Annotated in this window: 21 protein-coding genes and 1 other RNA gene; 6 read left to right on the top strand and 16 right to left on the bottom strand. The window is 52.1% G+C overall.

Going from position 1 to position 20,644, the window contains the following annotated elements; genetic code table 11:
* Positions 1-3 precede the first annotated feature (3 nt).
* Positions 4-357: a hypothetical protein gene (locus ABFZ83_RS01150; protein ID WP_411817599.1), complete on the top strand. Its 354-nt coding sequence runs from the start codon at positions 4-6 to the stop codon at positions 355-357.
* On the opposite strand, the gene ABFZ83_RS01145 is transcribed toward ABFZ83_RS01150, so the two are convergent.
* From ABFZ83_RS01145 to rnpB, 4 genes are all read right to left on the bottom strand, one after another.
* Positions 354-1,565: a beta-ketoacyl-[acyl-carrier-protein] synthase family protein gene (locus tag ABFZ83_RS01145; RefSeq protein ID WP_411817598.1), complete on the bottom strand. Its 1,212-nt coding sequence runs from the start codon at positions 1,563-1,565 to the stop codon at positions 354-356. The two genes, ABFZ83_RS01150 and ABFZ83_RS01145, sit on opposite strands and share 4 nt — an antisense overlap.
* A gap of 1 nt (position 1,566) precedes the next feature.
* On the bottom strand, positions 1,567-1,818 hold the full coding sequence (locus tag ABFZ83_RS01140; protein ID WP_411817597.1) for an acyl carrier protein: 252 nt from the start codon (positions 1,816-1,818) through the stop codon (positions 1,567-1,569).
* Positions 1,819-1,914: 96 nt separating this feature from the next.
* Complete coding sequence (locus ABFZ83_RS01135) at positions 1,915-2,400, bottom strand: YajQ family cyclic di-GMP-binding protein (protein ID WP_411817596.1); 486 nt, start codon at positions 2,398-2,400, stop codon at positions 1,915-1,917.
* A 69-nt stretch (positions 2,401-2,469) separates the two neighbouring features.
* Positions 2,470-2,852, bottom strand: an RNA gene (rnpB, locus tag ABFZ83_RS01130) — RNase P RNA component class A.
* A 120-nt stretch (positions 2,853-2,972) separates the two neighbouring features.
* Between rnpB and ABFZ83_RS01125 the strand changes: the two genes are divergently transcribed.
* Positions 2,973-3,332 (top strand): DUF1304 domain-containing protein, encoded by a 360-nt coding sequence (locus tag ABFZ83_RS01125; RefSeq protein ID WP_411817595.1) that lies wholly within the window; start codon positions 2,973-2,975, stop codon positions 3,330-3,332.
* Here ABFZ83_RS01125 and ABFZ83_RS01120 read toward each other — a convergent pair.
* The 5 genes from ABFZ83_RS01120 to ABFZ83_RS01100 form a co-directional block, all read right to left on the bottom strand.
* Positions 3,319-3,999, bottom strand: coding sequence for an N-acetylmuramoyl-L-alanine amidase (locus tag ABFZ83_RS01120; RefSeq protein WP_411817594.1), 681 nt, complete (start codon positions 3,997-3,999; stop codon positions 3,319-3,321). The two genes, ABFZ83_RS01125 and ABFZ83_RS01120, sit on opposite strands and share 14 nt — an antisense overlap.
* A gap of 3 nt (positions 4,000-4,002) precedes the next feature.
* Complete coding sequence (locus ABFZ83_RS01115) at positions 4,003-4,908, bottom strand: DMT family transporter (protein ID WP_411817593.1); 906 nt, start codon at positions 4,906-4,908, stop codon at positions 4,003-4,005.
* Positions 4,909-5,022: 114 nt separating this feature from the next.
* Positions 5,023-5,280 (bottom strand): hypothetical protein, encoded by a 258-nt coding sequence (locus ABFZ83_RS01110; protein WP_411817592.1) that lies wholly within the window; start codon positions 5,278-5,280, stop codon positions 5,023-5,025.
* A 56-nt stretch (positions 5,281-5,336) separates the two neighbouring features.
* The gene (locus ABFZ83_RS01105) at positions 5,337-6,020 is read right to left on the bottom strand and encodes a TerB family tellurite resistance protein (protein ID WP_411817591.1); all 684 of its coding nucleotides are present in this window, start codon (positions 6,018-6,020) and stop codon (positions 5,337-5,339) included.
* Positions 6,021-6,425: 405 nt separating this feature from the next.
* The gene (locus ABFZ83_RS01100; RefSeq protein WP_411817590.1) at positions 6,426-7,394 is read right to left on the bottom strand and encodes an ArsR/SmtB family transcription factor; all 969 of its coding nucleotides are present in this window, start codon (positions 7,392-7,394) and stop codon (positions 6,426-6,428) included.
* Positions 7,395-7,602: 208 nt separating this feature from the next.
* Between ABFZ83_RS01100 and ABFZ83_RS01095 the strand changes: the two genes are divergently transcribed.
* Both ABFZ83_RS01095 and ABFZ83_RS01090 read left to right on the top strand, forming a co-directional pair.
* Positions 7,603-8,418: a VacJ family lipoprotein gene (locus tag ABFZ83_RS01095; protein WP_411817589.1), complete on the top strand. Its 816-nt coding sequence runs from the start codon at positions 7,603-7,605 to the stop codon at positions 8,416-8,418.
* A 34-nt stretch (positions 8,419-8,452) separates the two neighbouring features.
* On the top strand, positions 8,453-9,082 hold the full coding sequence (locus ABFZ83_RS01090) for a phospholipid-binding protein MlaC (protein ID WP_411817588.1): 630 nt from the start codon (positions 8,453-8,455) through the stop codon (positions 9,080-9,082).
* Positions 9,083-9,115: 33 nt separating this feature from the next.
* On the opposite strand, the gene ABFZ83_RS01085 is transcribed toward ABFZ83_RS01090, so the two are convergent.
* From ABFZ83_RS01085 to ABFZ83_RS01055, 7 genes are all read right to left on the bottom strand, one after another.
* A complete protein-coding gene (locus tag ABFZ83_RS01085) occupies positions 9,116-9,889 on the bottom strand; it encodes a hypothetical protein (protein WP_411817587.1) in 774 nt (257 codons plus the stop codon).
* A gap of 169 nt (positions 9,890-10,058) precedes the next feature.
* Positions 10,059-13,148, bottom strand: coding sequence for a TonB-dependent receptor domain-containing protein (locus tag ABFZ83_RS01080; RefSeq protein WP_411817586.1), 3,090 nt, complete (start codon positions 13,146-13,148; stop codon positions 10,059-10,061).
* 471 nt (positions 13,149-13,619) lie between these two features.
* A complete protein-coding gene (rpsD, locus tag ABFZ83_RS01075; RefSeq protein WP_411817585.1) occupies positions 13,620-14,237 on the bottom strand; it encodes a 30S ribosomal protein S4 in 618 nt (205 codons plus the stop codon).
* 205 nt (positions 14,238-14,442) lie between these two features.
* Positions 14,443-15,042, bottom strand: coding sequence for a VPLPA-CTERM sorting domain-containing protein (locus ABFZ83_RS01070; protein WP_411817584.1), 600 nt, complete (start codon positions 15,040-15,042; stop codon positions 14,443-14,445).
* Between the two features lie 133 nt (positions 15,043-15,175).
* A complete protein-coding gene (locus ABFZ83_RS01065; protein WP_411817583.1) occupies positions 15,176-16,696 on the bottom strand; it encodes a flavin-containing monooxygenase in 1,521 nt (506 codons plus the stop codon).
* A gap of 110 nt (positions 16,697-16,806) precedes the next feature.
* Complete coding sequence (locus ABFZ83_RS01060) at positions 16,807-17,553, bottom strand: queuosine precursor transporter (protein WP_411817582.1); 747 nt, start codon at positions 17,551-17,553, stop codon at positions 16,807-16,809.
* A gap of 39 nt (positions 17,554-17,592) precedes the next feature.
* Entirely contained in the window at positions 17,593-18,393 is an 801-nt protein-coding gene (locus tag ABFZ83_RS01055) for an RNA methyltransferase (protein WP_411817581.1), read from the bottom strand.
* Between the two features lie 165 nt (positions 18,394-18,558).
* Here ABFZ83_RS01055 and ABFZ83_RS01050 point away from each other — a divergent pair, with 165 nt between their 5' ends.
* Together ABFZ83_RS01050 and ABFZ83_RS01045 are read left to right on the top strand one after the other, a co-directional pair.
* Positions 18,559-19,773 carry an NADP-dependent isocitrate dehydrogenase gene (locus tag ABFZ83_RS01050; protein ID WP_411817580.1) on the top strand — a complete coding sequence of 405 codons (1,215 nt, stop codon included), beginning with the start codon at positions 18,559-18,561 and terminating at the stop codon, positions 19,771-19,773.
* A 206-nt stretch (positions 19,774-19,979) separates the two neighbouring features.
* On the top strand, positions 19,980-20,630 hold the full coding sequence (locus ABFZ83_RS01045; RefSeq protein WP_411817579.1) for a GIN domain-containing protein: 651 nt from the start codon (positions 19,980-19,982) through the stop codon (positions 20,628-20,630).
* Positions 20,631-20,644: the final 14 nt, after the last annotated feature.

Genomic DNA, 20,644 nt, shown 5'->3' with positions numbered 1-20,644 from the left:
TTAATGGAAGATCTTCAGTACATCGTGAGCATTGGGTTTTCCGGTGCGGACCTGCCTCGGGCGGTCATTTTGACATTTCTTTTCGCCATGTTCGCGAAAGGTGAGACAAATATCTGGAAAGTTGGGCTCCTTGCCCTCTTGATCGATAGAACTGTCTGGCCAATTGCGGCGATGGGATCGAGCGGCGCAGATATCCAAACGATCTATGCAGCGATCGGCGCGATGGCCAAGAGCTTTCCTGACGATCTCGGCATTTATATCGTTCGCTATATCGGCATCGTTTTGATGGTCGGCGGTTTCCGCTGGATGCGGGCAAGCCTCCACGCCATGCCGTCACGTAAAACGGCTGCGGCTTAGGGCTTGGTGAACACAACCACCGCGTTCAACCCACCAAATGCAAATGAGTTTGAGAGCGCAACAGAAATGTTGCGCTCTTTTGCTTCATTCGGCGCATAATCAAGATTGCAATCGGGGTCTGGCTCTTCGTAATTGACCGTAGGCGGTACAATTCCGCTCTCAAGCGCCATGATAGCTGCAATTATCTCAATACCGCCAGCCGCCCCTAACAAATGTCCGTGCATTGATTTGGTCGAGGATACGACGAGCGCGTCGGCGTCATCGCCAAAAACGCTACGAATGGCTTTTGTTTCCGTGGGGTCGTTCAGCAATGTTCCGGTCCCGTGGGCATTAATATAAATCCCCGATGGATCAGTTACGTTGACGCCTTCCATCGCGAGTTCGATTGCCCGCGCCGCACCATTAACCGATGGGTTGATCATATCCTTGCCGTCGGCATTCATACCAAAACCGCCCACCCGCGCGATGATGTGCGCGCCGCGTTTTTTCGCATGCTCTTCTTCTTCGAGAACGAGAACACCAGCCCCCTCACCGATAACCAGGCCGTTACGGTTTTTAGAAAACGGTCGGCAGGTTTCATCCGCGAGAATGTGCATCGCCTTCCATGCTTCGAGCGCACCATAGCTAAGCGCGGCTTCGCTTGAGCCCGCAAGGCCGACATCCGCGCTGCCAGACCGGATAAGATCAGCACAGACCCCAATTGCATGGGCACCAGTGGCGCAAGCGCTGGAGACCGCAAAGTTAGGACCGCGCAACCCATGGCGGATCGACAAGTGGCTCGCTGGCGCATTCGGAATAATTTTAAGGATCGTCAAGGGATGCGGCCGCCGATCGCGGCAAAGCATTGCCTGATAACCATCGTCTAATGTTGTTTGGCCGCCAATGCCCGTTCCGATAATGCAGGCCGTTCTTGCGCCCAACGCTTCGTCGAATTCAATACCGGAATTTTTGATCGCCTCATCAGCCGCGATGACTGCCAGCTGGGAAAACCGATCCGCACGCAACATATCGCGGCCAAGACCTTTGATCGTATCGTCAAGATCATCAATCGGCGCAACCGGAACGGTCAGCGAGAACTTCTCCGCCGCTTGATATTCACGCTTGATGATCGCGCATCGCCCTTCGCGCAGTCCATCCCAATAGGATTTAACGTCATTCCCCAAAGGAGAAACAACGCCCATTCCGGTAACGACGACTTTACGGGTCATTTTATTTTTTCTGAATTAGCTTATCGAGCGCATCAAGGAGATCGCCCACAGTGGTCATATCGCCAAAGGGGTTCTCATTCGCATTGAAAGGAACTTCGACATTCAGCTTTTCTTCGATCTCATAAATGATCTCGACCACTGAAAATGAATCGATCCCCAGATCTGCGATCGGGGTATCGCGATTCAATTCTCCGGTGAGGCCCACCGCATGCTCTTTGATGATTTCCAAAAGGCTGGCTTCATATTCTGCCATCTCGGTTCTCCTTCGCGCCGCGCCGGGCATGTCATTGGGTTTATCCGATGCGGCTTGGAATGGCTAGCGCATCGGAGGGAGGTAGGAAAATTGGGATCAATCTCGGAAATTATTATATTGCAGCGGCTGTTCCAGCTTCATGGACTTTACAAAGGCAATCACGGCCTGCAAATCGTCGCGCTTTTTACCGGTCACACGTAGCTCATTGCCCTGAATGGCCACCTGAACTTTCAACTTCTCGCCTTTAATCGCCTTTACGATTTTCTTCGCCAGCTCCTTGTCGATCCCTTCTTTCAAAAGCACCTGCTGACGGACCGATTGCCCGGCCGCGGGTTCTTCTTTCTGGTAATCGAGGGAGCCGGGCTCAATGCCGCGTTTTTGCATATTCCCTTGCAAGATTTCATGCATCTGCCGCAGCTTCATTTCGTCATCTGCAAAGATCGTGATGACACCGTCTTTCATTTCAATGGTCGATTTCGACCCTTTAAAATCATAGCGGGTGGAAATTTCGCGGGTCACATTCTGAATTGCGTTCTCTGCTTCGGCGAGATCGACTTCAGAAACGATGTCAAAAGACGGCATAAAAAGGTCTCCAATTTTTCGATTCTTTAGACCGAATATAACAGCGGATTGAAATGCAATCCGAATAAAAATGCCAGACGGCCTATAAGCCGGGTTCTGTACTCATTTCTGAGCGACGACCATTCCTCTAGGCGCGCGCTTGCACGCGACGCTCAAGCAACCAACCCGGATAGCTAGGCGCGAAGACCCGCCCGCCCTAATGGGCACGCCATCCCTATTCGGTCTTGCTCCAGGCGGGGCTTGCCGTGCCCGCTTCATTGCTGAAACGGCGGTGCGCTCTTACCGCACCTTTTCACCCTTACCTCATCAATGAGGCGGTTTGTTTTCTGTGGCGCTATCCCTCAAGCGATGCAAATGCATCGCCCGGCCGGGCGTTACCCGGCACCTTGTCTCCATGGAGCCCGGACTTTCCTCGCGCGGCAAATGCCGCCCGCGGCCGTCCGACCGCCTGACAGAACCTGATTTGGATCGCTTAGGGACTTTGGTCAAGTAAGCAGGCGCGATGTTTCCGGCAATTAGTCGAAAATCGCGATATCTGATAGGGTTAGCGATCAAATTTAAGGGGGGAGAACATGCATTTACTTGCGAGATTTTCGGTCATCATTGTCGCATTATTACATTTCGGCTTTCTCGTGCTCGAAATGTTTTTCTGGGATCACCCCTTTGGTCGAGAAGTTTTTTCAATGACCCCGGAACAATCTGCACAAACCGCTACCCTCGCTGCCAACCAAGGGCTCTATAATGGCTTTCTGGCCGTGGGTCTGGTGTGGGGCGTTCTCTACCGGAAAATCGATGTGACGCTATTTTTTCTTTGCTGCGTTATCATTGCGGGGGTCTATGGCGCAATTACCGCAATACCAACCATCCTGTTGAGCCAAGCCGCGCCCGGCGCAATTGCGCTGATCCTGACACTGATCTTCAACCGCCGCTGATTGCCATGAGTGCCGCTTTTGTACGCGGATCGAACCCTTGCCCCAGTGACAGCGGACAGAACCGGCGTTGAAATGCTAAAAGCGCAGCCGCATGATCGCCCGCAGGCGCATCATAGCCAATATCCGAAAGAGCCTTGAGCGCGTCCTCATATTTGACCGCCAACCCAGCTTCAGCATCACCATCAAACGGCGCGATCGCCAACCCCTCTTCCGCCAAGCGCACCCAAGGAAATTTCTCTCCGGGATCTTCTTTGCGGCGGGGGGCAATGTCGGAATGGCCGAGCACCCGCGCTGGTGCAATGTCGTGTCGTTGATTGATATCCTTCAGCAGCGAAATAACGGCATCAATTTGTGCGGCTGGAAAATCACGATAGCCCCACTCGTGCCCCGGATTGACGATCTCTATACCGATTGATCGAGCGTTTATATCCGTCTCGCCTTTCCACGAACCAACGCCTGCGTGCCAGGCGCGATCCGCCTCGTTCACTAAACGATAGACATCCCCGTTTTCCTCAACGAGGTAATGCGCACTCACCTTTGCCGCTGAATCGCATAAGCGTTCAAGCGCCTCAGCACCAGTTTCCATGCCTGTATAATGAAGGATAACGCTATCTATCGAACGCCCGCGCTGATCGAAATTCGGTGACGGTGCTTCGATATAGTTCATGGCTTATCCTTGCGGCTCTACGAATGCGTCATTCTTGGCCTGTTTCTTTACATTGCGCAAAAGAACAACGCCAACGCCCGCCAGCGTCATCAATCCGCCAATCATCATGCGCGGGCCAAAGGGATCGCCCAATAAGACAACGCCGAATATAATCGCAAGCAAGGTGGTAAACAAAACACTCGGTGCCACGAGGCTGATCGGCAGCCGCTGCAAGAGCCAATAATACGTCGTATGCCCAAATATCGACGCCCCTAGTGCCGAGTACAAAATCAATCCGGCCACCAGCAGTTTGTCAGCGGATTTGATTGCCTCAATTTGCCCATCTTCAAACAGAATTGTCATGACGGTCAGGCCGATCGTGCCGACCACCGAAAACCACGCCAACAATTCATGAGGCTTGAATGAGGTTGTCCGCTTAACAATGACCGCGCCCACGGCTTCGCTAAACGCACCGGCGGCAACAAGACCAATACCGAGACCGACATGCGCGCCTACTTCGCCATTGCTATTGTCGCCCAGCGCGATGATTGCCACGCCGAGAAAAGCAAGCGTGATCCCTAAAATTCTGCGCCAGCCTGGCTTATCGCCTAAAAACAACATCGCCAGAATCGTCGCAAACGGAACCGTCAATTCCATAGCGATTGCCGCCGTTGACGCTGTCGCCAGCTTAACGCCGGTGAACATAAATGCATAATTCAAGGCACCAAGGCACAATCCACCCGTCAGTACAAATACCATGTCTTTCGGCCGCCACCGAAGAAATGGTGACATAATGAGCGCCACCAAAAACAGACGCACAGCCGCATAGAAAATTGGCGGAATGATGCCGACAGCTGTCTTGACGACGATGAAATGAAAGCCCCAAACAAGGCATATTAATGCTAAAAGGCCGAGTTCGCGAACAGACACGGGCACGTTCCTTACAAGAATGACTGACAATGTTAGTCGCGCCTTATGCCAAAGGTCGCGAAGTATCAATCCAAATTATCTAAAAAGGGGAATACGGAACGTAATTGGTGCGCGTTATACGCTAAGCGAACGCCATTCGCGATTATCACTTCCCCGTGAGATCAGCCCGCTGATGGCCGATATTGTGAAAATAACGGGGGTCGCGATCGCTAAAATGAACACTGCCAAGGAAGAAATTAAAATCAGACTGGCGAGTATAAATGCCTCTCCGGCCTGCTTTCCGAGTTCCGCCCAGAAATGCTTTTCCGGGTCCATAATTTCCTGCGTTTTCTGGCTGCTGTCCACGTAGATGCCTCTTGTTACAAAATCCATCAGACCAAACTCCCGGCGTTTCGTCCAGCAGTCCGCCCACAAGAAAACTGCGATTTTTACCCGAGTTCGGTTAATATTCGCTCATAAGCAGCGTTAATTGTTGCCATTCTTCGCTCCGCGATCAGCACGAGATCAGGCGGCACGCCCCGCCCCATCAAGACATCTGGGTGATGATCGCGCGAAAGCGCGCGATAGACAGCTTTGAGCTCATCTAGTCGAATTCCCGGCTCGACGCCCAAAATCAGATATGGATCATCCTCCCCGAGCCCCAAATGGGCCGCTTTTAGACGATGATAGGCACGGTCAGAAATGCCGAATGCCTTTGCGGCCTCGTCCAAAAGTTCGAGCTCGCGCGGATGGGCAACGCCGTCAGCAACAGCAACGTGGAAAAGGCAATCCAGTACGTCTTCGAGCACCGAGGGCGTTTCGGCAAAAATCCGGGCGACTTGGGACAGATATTCACTAAAGCCCGCGACATCCTGCTGTGCCAGTTGGTAAACCAAGCGGACCTTGCTTTCCTGTTTCTCTGGGATTTTGAAGAAATCGCGAAACGCGGCGACCTCATCATCGGTCACGATCCCGTCGGCCTTGGCCATTTTCGCCGAAAGCGCGATCAGCGCAATTGCAAACGCCTCCTCGTTTCGGCGTTGCTGGCGCGCAGCAAGCGCATCGAGCAAAGCGCCGATCGTGCGTTTCCGCGCCTCGATCAGAAAAATTTCCAGACGGTCCCAAATAGACATGGCAGGGGTCTTAAATAGCGGCCTCGATAAAATCCAGTGATGGTTCGACGCACCGCCCGCCGCGTACGGTTTACCGAGTGACATTCGCCTCATGAGTGTGTGGAAAAATAACGACAAATAAAGTTCGTAAAGCTGTGCAGACCCTTAACCAAGTTGTGGCGCACTGCATGCGTTCGCTGTCACCATCGAAGCTTTGCAAAAAATTATTTTAGGCGACACAATTTCGTCGAAGCGCCGACGGGGCCGTGAATGAATTCAACTGACGACACAGTTTTGGGTCGTACGCATGAGGGGATGATCGGATGGAGCGCACTTTTGATGTGGTTGGAATGCTGATCGGCGGGCTGTTTTGCGGCGCTGGATTTACGCTTCTCGCTTTGCTGATTGCGGGCGTTATTCGCTAATTTACGGCGCAACGCACTGCCAGATTTTCACCGTAAGCTTTTGTTTATCAGCGGAAATTGGCGACAGAGTTTCGGTTTGATTTAGCTTCAGCTTTGACGCGGTGCACCAGTCAGCGACTTCGGCGTCGGAAAAACCCAACCGGCGATGCGCATGCTCCTCGCGCAGGAATTCCAGATCATGGGGCGCAAAATCCGAAATAATCAGCCTGCCCCCGGATTTGAGCAATCTGGCACCTTCGGCGACGGCCGCACCGGGATCGCCCAGAAAATGCAACACTTGATGAATGCAGACCACATCCGCTGTCGACGCTTCGAGGGGCAGTGAGAAGATATCGCCATGACGCACCTGCGCGTGCGCGATGTTCGCTTGATCGAGATTGGCCCGCGCAATTGCCAACATTTCCGGCGAAAGGTCGTAACCAATCGCCGCGCTATAGAGCGGCGCAAATATCTCTAACATGCGGCCGGTGCCCGTCCCCATATCGATGAAAAGCTCAATCGGATCATCGCCAACAATATCGAGCATCCGCGCCTCGATATCCTGTTCAGGCAAATGCAAATTGCGGAGGCGATTCCACTCCCCGGCATTTTCCTCAAAATAAGCCGCGGCTTGCGCCGCCCGAGCGACCCTGACCTGATCGAAACGATCCGAGTCACGCGCCAGAATTCGATCTTCGGTTGTTGCCATATCCCAGACGGCCCGCAAAACCGCGCGGCGGGTTGGCTCGTCACCGGCATCATTATTGTCGGCGCTGGCGCGGTAGAACATCCACGCCCCTTCCCGATGACGCTCAACCAGGCCGGCATCGGCCAATATTTTCAGGTGGCGGCTGACCCTTGGTTGGCTCTGGCCCAAAATTGACGTGATTTCGCTGACCGTCAGTTCCCCGCGGCTAAGGAGAACCATGATCCGCAAGCGCGTCTCTTCGCCTATGGCGCGAAAAATATTCAACGCTACATCAAGCGCCATTTTTAATTGGTCCTGTCTGGCCGATTCCTTTTTGAAATATAAAGATATCTTTATATGCTGGCAATGGCACCGGTAAGGGCTGCGATCACGTGAACTCTATCTAGAGTTTCATTGTTTGCTTGCCGCAAACGCTTATATTCACGCCCGAAACGGGCCATGATTGTGGTCTAAATTGACGTTTCGAACTGCTTTACGGGGAAAAGCCCAAATGACCACGTCCGTTCTGAAAAAAGCTATCTTGCCGATCGCCCTTTGCGTGCCATTGGTCATGCCGGCCCACGCACAGCTAACGGGCGCGGCCGACCCCGACAGCCTCGCGACAGAACTCGAAAATACCCCGACGGAAACAACGGCGGTTGCCGACCCTTGGGAAGGCTTTAATCGCAAGATGTTCTCGGTCAACAACAGTTTAGACAGAGCGTTATTCGTCCCTGCGGCGAAAGCCTATCGCGCGGTCACGCACAAAAAACAACGCAAAGGCATCAGGAACTTTCTGGCCAATCTTCGCACGCCAGTCATTTTGGTGAACGATATTTTGCAAGGTGAATTTGGCCGCGCGGGTAACACAGCCAGCCGGTTTGTCGTTAATTCAACAATCGGGTTCGGCGGCATGGGCGATCCCGCAGAGCGCATGGGCATTGCTCAGCACTCAGAAGATTTTGGACAAACCCTCGCGGTTTGGGGCGTAAAGCCCGGCCCTTATCTGGTTTTGCCGTTCTTTGGTCCAAGCACACTACGCGACGGTATGGGCGCGGGCGTTGATATTGCCATTGACCCCGCAATTTGGATCAGAACGGATCCCGCAAAATATTTCCGCTACACGCGGGCCGGCACATCCCTTCTCTCTGCGCGCGAACCACTTATTGAACCGCTGGCGGATATCGAAGCGGATTCGCTCGATTATTATGCCTCAATTCGCAGCTTCTACCTGCAGTCGCGCAAGCGCGAAATCTCAAACGGTAGAACGAACTTTGATGATCTGCCTGATATTGGCGATTTCGAAGAATTTGACGAACTCGAATAAGCACCCAAAAAATACCCCTTCACCGGAGAACACCATGCAAATCTTTGCTGCGTTTCGATCAACAGTGACCCGCGCCGTTTTCGCGGGACTGGCTTTGACTCTTTCGGCGCAACCTGCTTTCGCAGATAAAAGCGCGGAGAATTTTGTTCAGGCTATTCTCGATGAAGCGGAACCGGCCCTCAGCATAAGTGACCGCGACGAGATGTTTGCGGCGATCGAGGTGCTTGTCGACAAGCATGTCGATATGCGGCGCATTGGGCGTTTTGTGCTGGGGCAGTATGCGCGTCAGATGACGGACGAACAGGCGACCGCCTATTACCCGTTATTTCAACGTTACGCGACGCAAATCTATCAAAACACCCTCTCCGATTATGCTGGGCAGCGCCTAAATGTGACGGGTTCGGTCGACCGTTCGGAGCGTGATATTATTGTCAATTCTAAAATCGAAAACCCGGAACCCGGTGATCCTTTCGCCAATGCGGTGATCCATTGGCGGGTATATCGCTCGCGCGATGGCGACATGACAGTCGTTGATGCCGGCGCAGATAATGTCTGGCTTGCCATTGAACAACGAAGCCAGTTCACCTCAATCATCGCCAATAATGGCGGCGGCGAACGAGGCATTGATGCCCTGATTGCGGAATTAAAAAATCGCGTAAACTAAGAAAAAGGCCCTCATAGAGGGCCTTTTTTAAAGCTATTCGTAGCCCAATAATTTTCGCAGGCCCGGTGCCACGAACTCGACAAGTTTTTTCTGTGTTTCCGGAAGCTCGCTAGGTATCTCCACCGACAGACCGGATAGGTTCTCACGTGCGGTACCGCTTTGTTTACGGTCAGATCCGACCTTCACGCGCTCGCGCCAATCCTCTGGGATAGGATCAACGCCGCATTGGCCGAGTAGTTTTCGGAAATAGACTTCCGATTCTAACTCGTCGATATTTTTTACAGCGGCGACAAGCTCTTCATATTTGACCATTGCATTAACGGTTCCCATCCAGGCAACAGCGTTATGCATATAGAGGTCGAGCAGCGACGGCACTTTTTGATAAATACCGAAAATCATCAGGTTGAGGAGTTCTTCAACCGAGATACGTCCACCTTTTACGTGTTCGATATTACCGGTGAATTCATCTGACAGGAAGAACCGCGCACGCGCCAAGACCCAACTATGTGGGTCGCGGTAAAGGACAATCTTGCGGACACCCGTCAGTTCCATCGCGGAGGCATCGGAGAACAGCAAGTGCCCCCAACTCAAATTACATTTTTCCTTGTCGAAAGCGCCCAAGTGCTCTTGTAGGTTTGGGTACTGAATAAACTGCGCGTCATATTGCTGTTCGACCGGCACAAACATACGCACGATATTACGTAATAAGTGAGTTCCACTTTTAGGGACCGAATTTACAAATAACGGCTGTTTTAACGGGGTTTGCTCGAACTTCCGGTTCTCCTCGTTGAGGGTATCGGGCTTCATTAGGACTCGCGGCATTGTCGCACCTGTTCTTGTCTCGTTTGAGGATCATTTACCGAAAAATCTAATTCGGTCTTACCAAAATAGCAAAAGGCCCAGACATAAAAGGCCAGAAAAACAAAAGGGACGATGGCCAAACCATCGTCCCTTTCCGATTTTTATCGATTGCGCCTTAGAAGGCCGCTTTCAGATTGACGAACACGCGGCGTCCGACAAAGTCATATTGCGACTGGTAAGGCACAGAACCAACCGTCGGAGATTGACGACGGTTAATACCGTACTCGGAAATGCGTGGCGGTTCAGTGTCGAAGAGGTTCGCAACACCGACGATCAGTTTGATTTGATCATCGTTGAACGTCTTACCAATTGAAGCACTGTTATAGATTTTCCGCTCCGCATACACATCAACACAATATGGTGCGACATGCGACGTATCGGAAATACCGCAGCCATCCGGGCTACCGGTTGCGTTAGAGAAGTCTTCGAGATCGCTTGTTGATCCGAAGTAGTCAATTGACCAAAGCAATGACCAAGTGTCTTTCTCCCAGATGAAGTTCAGATCGCCAGTATATTTCGGCTCACCAGCTTCACCGTTGAGGTTCTCAGTCGTGCCTGCAAATAACGCGATGTTGTCTTCAAGCTGCCACGTCATTTGAGAAATGATCTGGATATCACCCCAGTTCTTCGGAAGTTCCTGATCGATCCGAACGGTAACGTCCACACCGCGGTTTTTCTGACTGTTCACGTTGATGAAACTGTCACGAACCGTTGAAATGTTATTCACGTTACCCTGCGCACCACGTGAGAAGAGGCTACACAGTGGATCGGTTGGGAAGAAGTCGGAGGTCAAGCATCCAGCAATGATGTTACCCGCACCAAGCTGTGCGATCTCACCATTCACTTCGATGTCGAAGTAGTCACCACGAATACTGATCTGAGTTGTATCCGGAAGGATCGGATCCAAACGCAGGGTCGCACTCGCTGTTTTCGCTTTCGACGTTTCTGGTGCCAGAACACCTAGACCACCACCGGTGATGATCGTCGCACTGATACCGCCGCCTGGGTGGTTCGCTGGAACGCCCTGTGCCGCACAGTTATCAGCGAGCTGCTGTGAGATATCACCACTCGCGAGCAATGTTCCCCACTGGATACATGGGTCGATTGACCGCTGGCTAAGCGATGACGTCTGGTCTGCGAGGAACAATTCGAACAATGCCGGAGCACGGAACGACGTACCCATCGTACCACCAAATGTCAGCCAGTCAGTGACGACCCAGTTTGCACTTACCTTCCAGGTTTCATCTGTGCCAACTGTGCTCACATCTGTGTAACGACCAGCAGCGCCAACTTCGAATAGTTGGATGCCCGGCACATCACGGATCAGCGGAATGTTCAGCTCGCCGAAGAATTCGAGCGTTTCACTACTACCTGTCGTACGGCCGGCAGCACTGGTTGACCACGCGTTGTTAACGAATTCACCCGGATTTGCAGGATCAGGTGCGCGTGTGATTTCACCCGGAATATCGTCGATTTTATCACGACGCCAAGTTGCACCAAACGCAGCCCCCAAAGGACCAGCAGGAAGTTCGACGATGTTACCCGTCAGGATGCCTTCAAAGTAAAGCTGGGTGTAAACCGTTGAACCTTCTTCAGTACCAAACAGGTGCGCAGCGGCATCTGCAGGAATGTTACCGCGAAGGAACTCAGGATCCCACCAGTCAACCGTGACACAGTCTGTTCCACTGATTGGGGTGACATTGCCTTCACACCCTGCCGGGAAGTAACCGTAACCGATGGCATACTGATAATCGATCGCGTCCTGATAGACCTGATCATTGCGATATAGGCCTTTCGAACGGCTGTACTGGGAATAAACATCCCACGCCCATCCATCGAGGCCACCACCTTCGAATTCACCACGGAAACCACCGACACCGCGGTAATAGTCAACCCGCTGGGAGCTGTCAGCATGGTTTGTAACCGCTGTCGGGCTGGTCAGGTATGGACCTGTTGCCGCGTCAAATGGGTTCGGACCCGCACCGAAGAATTCAATCGATGACGGTGCTGATGTCAGACCGAATGTCCAGAACTGACGATAGCTGTTGATGTAGGTCTCACGACGGTTGAACAGGAATTCACCGTAAACCTCGACACCTTCCGAGAGCTGATAAGCGCCATCGAAATAAGCCGAGTAGCGAGTCGTTTCCGGGATAACCGTTGTTTCCGGCACGAACTGTGACTGTTCGTTGAAGATTGCTGATGATGCAGGGTCATAAGCAACCGGGAAGAAGCCATCCGGAACGCCAAGGTCAGACGCATCACGCGGAGCCGGCAGTCCCGGAATATAGTTCTGCAGGTTGTCGCCAGCATAATTATACTGGAACTGAGTGACCTGGAACAAACCACTATCCGGAATGTTTGAAGTCGGGTTTGTCGTGTAACCATAGAGATAGTCATAATAATGGACGTCATAAATCCAGATATGGCCCCATGGAACGTCGTCCGTACAACGGAAGTTGCCGGTCCGTGGATCGATTGGATCAATCCGGTTGCCGCCTGGCGCATCAAAGATCCGCTCCTCGCCGCATTCCAGATATTTACGATCGCCACGCGCAAGCTCTTTACGCTTGTAGTAGTCACCAGACAGAAGAATGTGGCCGCGATCAAAGGTCTTACCCCATGTGGCACTTGCGCGATATTCTTCGCCGCCTGAATCGAATGGCTGCGTTCCAAAGAAATCGAACTCGATGCCATCCGTATCCCGCTTGGTGATGATGTTCACAACACCAGCAACCGCGTCAGAACCGTAAATCGAAGACGCACCGTCTTTCAGAATTTCGATATTCGAAATGATTGAAGTCGGTAGAACGTTAAGGTCGAATGACGAAACCGCACCACGCGTACCCGCTGGGCCAGCACGACGGCCGTTCAATAGAACCAGCGTACGTTCAGCGCCGAGACCACGAAGTGAAATCGTAGCCGCACCGGCACCACCATTGGTAACGAAGTTAGAAGAAATCGCCGCCGTGGTCTGGGCCGAACCAGACGCAACCGATGACGACTGAATCAACGCCGCAGCGTCGATTGTCCCAGCCAGCGATCCGAGTTCAGGGTCGATAACCTGAATTGGGCCTGAGCTCGAAAATTCGTCTTTACGAATACGAGATCCCGTAACAACGACAACATCACGTTCGTCGCTGCTCTCTTCGCTTGCTTCGGGGATAGTTTCAACATCCTGCGCATAGACAGGAGTCGAAATCATTATCGCCCCCACAGAGGCCGTAGTCAGGAGACCAGGCAGACCCCTACGCATTACAGATTTGGACATATTGTGCTCCCTTGCATGATCCAAAGACCAGCGGGCGCGCGGACGGCCACAACCCCTCAGTTGTCACATGTCGGCCTTGCACCCCTGCCAGACTTGAAAGGAGCTTATCGCAGTAGCAGCAAAACTCACTAGTTTATGACATTTTTGTTAGTCTTAGACTTACATTCCAGACCGCCTGTTGCAGCAAGGGCACAGGATGAACTGCCTTTCCATCGCGGCGGAAGGTTTGAAAATAGCGATCAAACGATTTCAAAGAGTACAAAAAGCGAATTCCAGCAAATTCACCATAGATCCGAATCTGTATTGCCGCTCGGATGCATAGAAATAGTTGCGTTAAACGAATCGATTCCTGGTCAATAAAAAAGCCGCCCGAAGGCGGCTTTTCTAAACTCAATATTGATCGCGTTACGAAGAGTAGTATTCGACGACCAGATTCGGCTCCATCGTGCACGGATATGGCACTTCAGCGAATTCAGGCACGCGAAGATAAGTTACTGTCATCTTCTTGGGATCGACTTCGATATAATCCGGAATATCGCGCTCAGCGCTTTGAAGCGCTTCGAGAACCAGCGCCATATTCTTGGATTTCTCTTTAATTTCAACAACATCACCAGGCTTCAGACGAACTGAAGGGATGTTTGTTTTAACCCCATTCAAGAGAACATGGCCGTGATTTACGAACTGACGCGCAGCAAAAACCGTCGGGACGAATTTCGCGCGGTAGACGATCGCATCAAGGCGGCTCTCAAGGAGGCCAATGAGGTTTTCAGCGGTGTTACCCCGGCGGCGCACAGCTTCGTTATAGGTGCGCTCGAAATGCTTCTCGGAGATGCTGCCGTAATAGCCTTTGAGCTTTTGCTTAGCCATCAACTGCAGGCCGAAGTCTGACTTCTTGCCCTTGCGGCGCTGGCCGTGCATGCCAGGACCATAGTCACGCTTGTTGATAGGAGATTTGGGGCGACCCCAGACATTTTCGCCAACGCGGCGGTCAAGCTTATGCTTGGCGTTAATACGCTTAGACATTCTTCCTCACTCTCGACGCGGCCCGGCACCAAAGCCTATCCTTGATGCGATTAAAACGGCGGTCCACGCGTCTTCCCGTTTCAGAGCGCCCGGCTATAGCGGTGCGCCAATTCAGAGTCAAACCCAATTCAGAATCAAACCGCTCGCAATGAAAAACCCGCCAAATTGGCGGGTTCTCCATCAAACAAAATCGTTTTGAGCGTTATCAGGCCCGCTTGCGACCACGGCTTGAAAAACCAAGCCCAGCAAGACCGGCACCCATCAACCAAACGGCCGCCGGCAACGGAATATCGCTCACAGCCTCACCACCATAGAAAGTGATGTGCGAGAGGTCCGGTGTCTGCCCACCATTCGTCGTGATGTAACCCGCAATTTGCCAAAGGAATGATCCGACCAGCGGATCCATATCCCAATAGAACAACGCGAAGCTGTTGCTTGCTTTCAGAACGACATATTCAAGACCATAGCCAGATCCGGTCAGATCAAAATCAACAGAACCAGACGCGCCATTATTCACAAGCGTAAAGGCAGACGCATTCACTGCGCCATTGGTCGGCTTTTGGCCATTCGGTAAGCAATCGACGTCTGAAGCGGGATTACAGACATCAATCTTCGCAAGTTGCTCAACTGTTGTGTCGCCATTAAACGCGAAAATCTCATCCGAGATATCGTTGTTTTGGCCATTATTATTGCCATTGGCATTATCGTTACCTGAATAGGTCCCGATATAAACAAGACCAGCATGCGCAGGCACAATGGCAAACGCCATAATCGCCGCCGCAGCTGACGTAATTAGTTTCAACATGGTACATCCCCACAATTAAGCTATGGATTAAAAAGACATTCTTGTTGGCAATGCACAATAGGTGCCGATATCAATTTTAATTAAATTTTCTCTTTTGGACCATCCTACGTTGTGACTACGCTATATTTCACAACTAATTCGCGAGAATTAACTCTTTTTCCGAGATCTTATACTCGCCGAGGTCCGGCGATCGCATTTCGCGCAAATAATCGGTAACACTATCAGGGTACAGAGTATAGTTTCGCCCGCTAGCGTCAACATACCACGCGCCACAATTGGCTGACCAAACACGATTGCCCAATTCGCTTTGAAGGCGTTGGTCAAATTTCTCCATCGCTTCTTCGGATGGCTCAATAAGATGGCGCTCAGGATCGGAGATACCGCCCATGAGTTTGAGGATATAATTCACCTGCGCCTCGATCATCAGGATGACCGAGTTGTGCCCTAAACCGGAATTCGGCCCGAGCAAAAGAAAGAAGTTCGGAAACCCCGGTACCGCAATCGTGCGATGTGCCCTTACCCCCTCCTCCCAATAATCTTTGAGACTTGTTCCAGCGGGACCGATGACATCAATCGATTCCAGAATATCAAATGGCTTAAAGCCGGTTGCCAATATGATGACATCAACATCGCGCGCCTGGCCATCTTTCGTCCGAAGACCGGTTTTGGTCACCTGATCGATACCTTCGGTGATCAGATCAACATTTTCACGCTGGATCGCCGGCAGGTAATCATCGGAAATCAGAATACGCTTACACCCTATAGGGAAGTTTGGCGTCAGTTTTTTGCGCAAATCTGGATCCGGCACCTGCGCTGTCATATGGCGCGTGAATAATTTTTGCGACATGCGCTTAATGCGGCTATCGCGATTTTTGAACAGGTCGAAGCGCCATTCCGCCATCTTGAAATAATGACCGCGATAAAGCCGCGCAAGAAACGGCATCTTTCTAAAGAGCGCCTGCAACCATCCCGGATAGGCATAGCTATTGCGCGCCATGACCCAGTTTGCAGTTCGCTGATAGACATCAAGATGCGCGACCTGTGGCACAATTTCCGGTACAACCTGCACGGCGCTCGCCGCGGACCCAATAATCGCAACCCGCTTGCCGGTTAAATCCACATCGTCGCGCCATTGCGCCGTATGAAAAACCGGTCCGTCAAAATCGTTTAACCCTTCGATGTCAGGAAAGCTTGGCTTGTGAAGACCGCCAAGCCCGCTGATGACAAAATCAGCAATAACCGTTTCGCCATCCGCGAATTCGACATGCCAGACTGCGCCGTCATGGCGCGCTGCTTTTACGGTTTTTCCAAATTCTATTGATCTGTACAGATCATATTTTCGGGCGCAATGGCGAAGATACGCCAATATTTCCGGCCCCGGTGAGTAGCGCTTTGACCAGTTCGGATTAGCTTCGAACGAAAAGGAATAAAGATGGGACGGCACATCACACGCTACGCCGGGATAGGTATTTTCGCGCCATGTACCGCCAACGTCTTCGGCTTTTTCATAGATCGTGAAATTATCGAAGCCTTCCTGACGCAACCTGATTGCCATTCCCATACCGGCGAAACCAGCACCAAGAATGGCAATGCGCGGCCCCCGGCCCGATCGGATTACCGTCGGCTCTATCGGTTGCTTATGGTCATCAGGCATTCCTCGACCTCGTTTTTATTGTGACAGTCTGCGGGTCACTTACACTCATGAGTTTACTCAGGTTTATTCCCGAGCGGCAAGCGCGCCCCACAGCCAGCGCGAAAGTGGCCTCAGGATCGGATCGAGAACGGCGTGAATTCTGTTTCCCGATCATAGACATCCACGCCTTCCGCACGTTTGAGCGCGCCCACAACACGATAGGTCACCGGCGTCAGCAAGGCTTCCCACAAAACTTTCAGTACATAATTGGTGGCCATCACCGTGAGAATTAGCTCAACGGACCAAACCCCGGCGAAGGCCAACGGATAGAACAACAAAGTATCGATGCCTTGGCCGACAATGGTTGATCCGATTGTTCGTTGCCAAAGCGACTTGCCGCCAGATGCAACCTTCATTCGCGCCATCACGAATGCATTGGACATCTCACCGGCCCATATAGCGACGATTGACGCAAAAACGATTCTCGGTGCTTGTCCGAAATTCAGCGCAAAAGCGTCCTGTTTTGAAATGCCGCCCAAATCCTGATTCCAACCATCGGCTGGCGGCATTGCCGTGATAAATGCTGCCATGCCCGCTGCAAAAGCTGCCGCGATGAAACCGGCCCAGATAACGCGCCGCGCCCGCGCGTAACCATAAACTTCCGTTAAAACATCGCCGAGCACATATGAAAGCGGGAAGAACAAAACCCCCGCCCCGAAGGTAAACCCGGCAATTGTCGAAACCTTGCCTGCGCCTATGATATTCGCACACACGATAATGACGCATGTGGCAGCCATCGCGAAATCATAATATTTGAAGCGATGCTGGCTCAGGCTTTCTGCCTTTTCAATGCGCTCAATATCCACCCGTTGATCCATATCCCGCCCGTCCACTCAATCCGTGAACGCCCCTTTTTTTCAGTCCTGCTTGCGCTTTGTCACCAGCGCTTTGATGACGCCGCGGAGCGAGCGAACCTCACCCTCGGTTAGACCGGCCCGTTGAAACGCCGCTTTTAGCTTATTTTGCCGATTAACCCGTTTGTCCTCCGGATAGAAATATCGCGCCTCATCAAGTTCTTTTACGAGATGCGCAAAAAATCGTTCGAAGTTTTCTTTGGCCGCTGGAATCATTTCCGGCTCTGGCGCTGCGAACGTTTCATTGTCGTCGGCGATTGCCCATTCATAAGCAATTAACAGTGCTGCCTGCCCCAGATTGAGGGAAGCAAAAGCAGGGTTCACAGGAATGGAGACGATAGCGTCCGCATGCATTACATCTTTCGTAGAAAGGCCCGAGCGCTCCCCGCCGAAAAGAACAGCACATTTTTCCCCACCTGCAATCCGCTTTTTCAGCGCTGTAGCCGCTTCAGTTGGGGTCAAGACCGGTAATAATACCTCTCGCGGACGTGCCGTGGTCGCGATCACATATTGGCAATCGGCGATCGCATCGACAGTCGAATCAAAAACTCTGGTTTGATCGATCACGATCGTTGCCCCGGCGGCCATCGCCCCAGCCTTCTCATTCGGCCAGCCGTCGCGGGGATTGACCAAACGCAGGCCGGATAAACCGAAATTGAGCATCGCACGGGCGCAAGCCCCTATATTTTCTCCCATTTGCGGCTCGACGAGCACAAAAATTGGCGCAGCGCCAAGGGTTCCGCGGCCATCGCGACGGGGAATTCGGCCAGTCGCCGATGGTTTATCAGTCGTCTTGTCTGTCATTGCCTCTTGGCTTGCCTCACTCAAAAATTGGCTATTCGTAAAGGTATTGGGCGCGCCCCCCTTCCACGAGGCGGCACCCAATGCTAAGAGCGCCACGCCCACCTTAAACAGAAATTATCAATACGCGCATTTTTAGCGCATTCATTACGTCCGGTAGGAAATTCCATGCAGAAAATCAAAGTTGAAAATCCAGTCGTTGAAATGGACGGGGACGAGATGACCCGCATCATCTGGCAGATGATCAAGGATAAGCTGATTTATCCTTATCTGGATGTGGATTTAAAATATTTCGATCTCGGTATGGAAAGCCGGGACGCCACTGATGACCAGATCACCATCGACGCGGCTGAAGCGACCAAGAAATACGGCGTTGCTGTTAAATGCGCGACCATCACACCTGATGAAGCGCGGGTCGAAGAATTCGGCCTCAAGAAAATGTGGCGCTCGCCGAACGGCACGATCCGTAACATTCTCGGCGGCGTTGTTTTCCGCGAGCCAATCATCATCCGCAATGTTCCTCGCCTTGTGCCGGGCTGGACCCAGCCGGTCATCATCGGCCGTCACGCTTTCGGCGATCAGTATCGCGCCACCGACATGCTCTTCCCGAGCGAAGGCAAGCTTTCACTGAAATGGGAAGGCAAAAACGGCGAAGTCATCGAACATGAAGTATTCGACGCGCCAAGCGCCGGTATCTATATGGGCATGTATAATCTTGATGCTTCAATTCAGGATTTTGCCCGTGCGTGCTTTAACTACGCCCTTCAGCGCAAATATCCGCTTTACCTCTCAACGAAGAACACCATCATGAAGAAATATGATGGCCGCTTTAAAGACATCTTCGCTGAGATGTACGAATCAGAATTCAAAGCGAAATTCGACGAACATAATCTCGTTTACGAACACCGCCTCATCGACGACATGGTCGCGGCCTGCATGAAATGGTCTGGCGGTTATGTCTGGGCTTGTAAGAACTATGACGGCGACGTTCAGTCAGACACAGTTGCGCAGGGCTTTGGTTCACTCGGCCTGATGACGTCAGTTCTCATGTCGCCAGATGGCAAGACGGTCGAAGCGGAAGCGGCGCATGGTACTGTTACTCGTCACTATCGCGCCCACCAGCGCGGCGAAGAAACCTCGACGAACTCGATCGCGTCGATCTTTGCCTGGACCCGTGGCCTTGCCCATCGCGGCAAACTTGATGGCAATCAGGACCTGATCAAATTCGCGACGACCCTCGAAGAAACCGTCATTAAAACAGTTGAAGCTGGATACATGACCAAAGACCTCGCGCTCTTGATCGGTGCGGAGCAAAAATGGCTCACAACCACTGGCTTCCTTGAAAAAGTCGACGAAAATTTCCGCAAGGCGATGGCCAACTAAACGGAAATTATTCAACTATTTCACTGAGTTTCGGGAGGGTTCGCCCTCCCGAAATGCTATCTGGACCGGGCATTTTGGGGCGATTGCCCTCATCCCCCCGCAATTACCCTGCATCTCACCGCAAAAATCTCGCATTTCAATTGGTTGCATGGCAGCATGACCCTAACTCTGGGGTCTGTGTATAGTATCTCGACTGGAGAACCGGAATGTACCGATGTGCGCTCTTGATTGGATTAGTTTTTTTGGCCCTGCCCGTGGCGGCCCAAGAACGCAGCTTTGACCTCGAAAAATTTGAGCGGATTGATGTCTCCGCCGGGCTTTCGCTAGACGCGACCGTCGGCGGCCCACAATCGGTCATTGTCCATTCTACGGATGGCGATTACAGCGATCTTTATATTAGCGTCAAAAACCGCACCTTGATCGTATCACGGGAATTCAATCGCCTGCGTTGGCATCAGAAAAAAGCCGACTTCCACATCGTCGTCACAGCGCCCAAAATCACCGGCATCGAAGCCTCGTCCGGGTCCAATTCCACGATCAAGAAAGTCGATGCACCAGCGTTTTACGCCGATCTATCGAGCGGCTCTCGGGTGTTGATTGATGGGCGCAGCGACGAATGCACAATCGACATTTCCAGTGGCGCTAATTTGGCAGCACACGAATTAAAATGTAACGACGCAAATATTGACGTCTCCAGCGGCGGACATGGAGAGATTTCCGTAAAGAAATCGCTCGTCGCCGATGCATCAAGCGGCGGTCACGTATCTGTCTACGGATCACCGGAGCGCGTATTCATCGACAAATCATCGGGCGGTCAAATTAAAATTCGCCCCGCTTCACAAGCAAACCGAGACTAACCTTTCTGACCAGG

This window comes from Hyphococcus formosus (assembly GCF_046736345.1).
GTDB classification, from domain to species: Bacteria; Pseudomonadota; Alphaproteobacteria; order Caulobacterales; family Parvularculaceae; genus Hyphococcus; species Hyphococcus formosus.
The sequence above is the reverse complement of the archived record's forward strand: the minus strand, read 5'-3'. Positions and strand labels throughout refer to the sequence as shown.

Bases quoted from the DNA above. Each gene is read 5' to 3' on its own strand.
- ABFZ83_RS01055 (WP_411817581.1), bottom strand. From the start codon at position 18,393: ATGACAGACAAGACGACTGATAAACCATCGGCGACTGGCCGAATTCCC.
- ABFZ83_RS01145 (WP_411817598.1), bottom strand. From the start codon at position 1,565: ATGACCCGTAAAGTCGTCGTTACCGGAATGGGCGTTGTTTCTCCTTTG.
- ABFZ83_RS01065 (WP_411817583.1), bottom strand. From the start codon at position 16,696: ATGCCTGATGACCATAAGCAACCGATAGAGCCGACGGTAATCCGATCG.
- ABFZ83_RS01140 (WP_411817597.1), bottom strand. From the start codon at position 1,818: ATGGCAGAATATGAAGCCAGCCTTTTGGAAATCATCAAAGAGCATGCG.
- ABFZ83_RS01080 (WP_411817586.1), bottom strand. From the start codon at position 13,148: ATGATTTCGACTCCTGTCTATGCGCAGGATGTTGAAACTATCCCCGAA.
- ABFZ83_RS01050 (WP_411817580.1), top strand. From the start codon at position 18,559: ATGCAGAAAATCAAAGTTGAAAATCCAGTCGTTGAAATGGACGGGGAC.
- ABFZ83_RS01060 (WP_411817582.1), bottom strand. From the start codon at position 17,553: ATGGATCAACGGGTGGATATTGAGCGCATTGAAAAGGCAGAAAGCCTG.
- ABFZ83_RS01105 (WP_411817591.1), bottom strand. From the start codon at position 6,020: ATGTCTATTTGGGACCGTCTGGAAATTTTTCTGATCGAGGCGCGGAAA.
- ABFZ83_RS01095 (WP_411817589.1), top strand. From the start codon at position 7,603: ATGACCACGTCCGTTCTGAAAAAAGCTATCTTGCCGATCGCCCTTTGC.
- ABFZ83_RS01120 (WP_411817594.1), bottom strand. From the start codon at position 3,999: ATGAACTATATCGAAGCACCGTCACCGAATTTCGATCAGCGCGGGCGT.
- ABFZ83_RS01100 (WP_411817590.1), bottom strand. From the start codon at position 7,394: ATGGCGCTTGATGTAGCGTTGAATATTTTTCGCGCCATAGGCGAAGAG.
- rpsD (WP_411817585.1), bottom strand. From the start codon at position 14,237: ATGTCTAAGCGTATTAACGCCAAGCATAAGCTTGACCGCCGCGTTGGC.
- ABFZ83_RS01045 (WP_411817579.1), top strand. From the start codon at position 19,980: ATGTACCGATGTGCGCTCTTGATTGGATTAGTTTTTTTGGCCCTGCCC.
- ABFZ83_RS01090 (WP_411817588.1), top strand. From the start codon at position 8,453: ATGCAAATCTTTGCTGCGTTTCGATCAACAGTGACCCGCGCCGTTTTC.
- ABFZ83_RS01125 (WP_411817595.1), top strand. From the start codon at position 2,973: ATGCATTTACTTGCGAGATTTTCGGTCATCATTGTCGCATTATTACAT.
- ABFZ83_RS01110 (WP_411817592.1), bottom strand. From the start codon at position 5,280: ATGGATTTTGTAACAAGAGGCATCTACGTGGACAGCAGCCAGAAAACG.
- ABFZ83_RS01070 (WP_411817584.1), bottom strand. From the start codon at position 15,042: ATGTTGAAACTAATTACGTCAGCTGCGGCGGCGATTATGGCGTTTGCC.
- ABFZ83_RS01085 (WP_411817587.1), bottom strand. From the start codon at position 9,889: ATGAAGCCCGATACCCTCAACGAGGAGAACCGGAAGTTCGAGCAAACC.
- ABFZ83_RS01150 (WP_411817599.1), top strand. From the start codon at position 4: ATGGAAGATCTTCAGTACATCGTGAGCATTGGGTTTTCCGGTGCGGAC.
- ABFZ83_RS01135 (WP_411817596.1), bottom strand. From the start codon at position 2,400: ATGCCGTCTTTTGACATCGTTTCTGAAGTCGATCTCGCCGAAGCAGAG.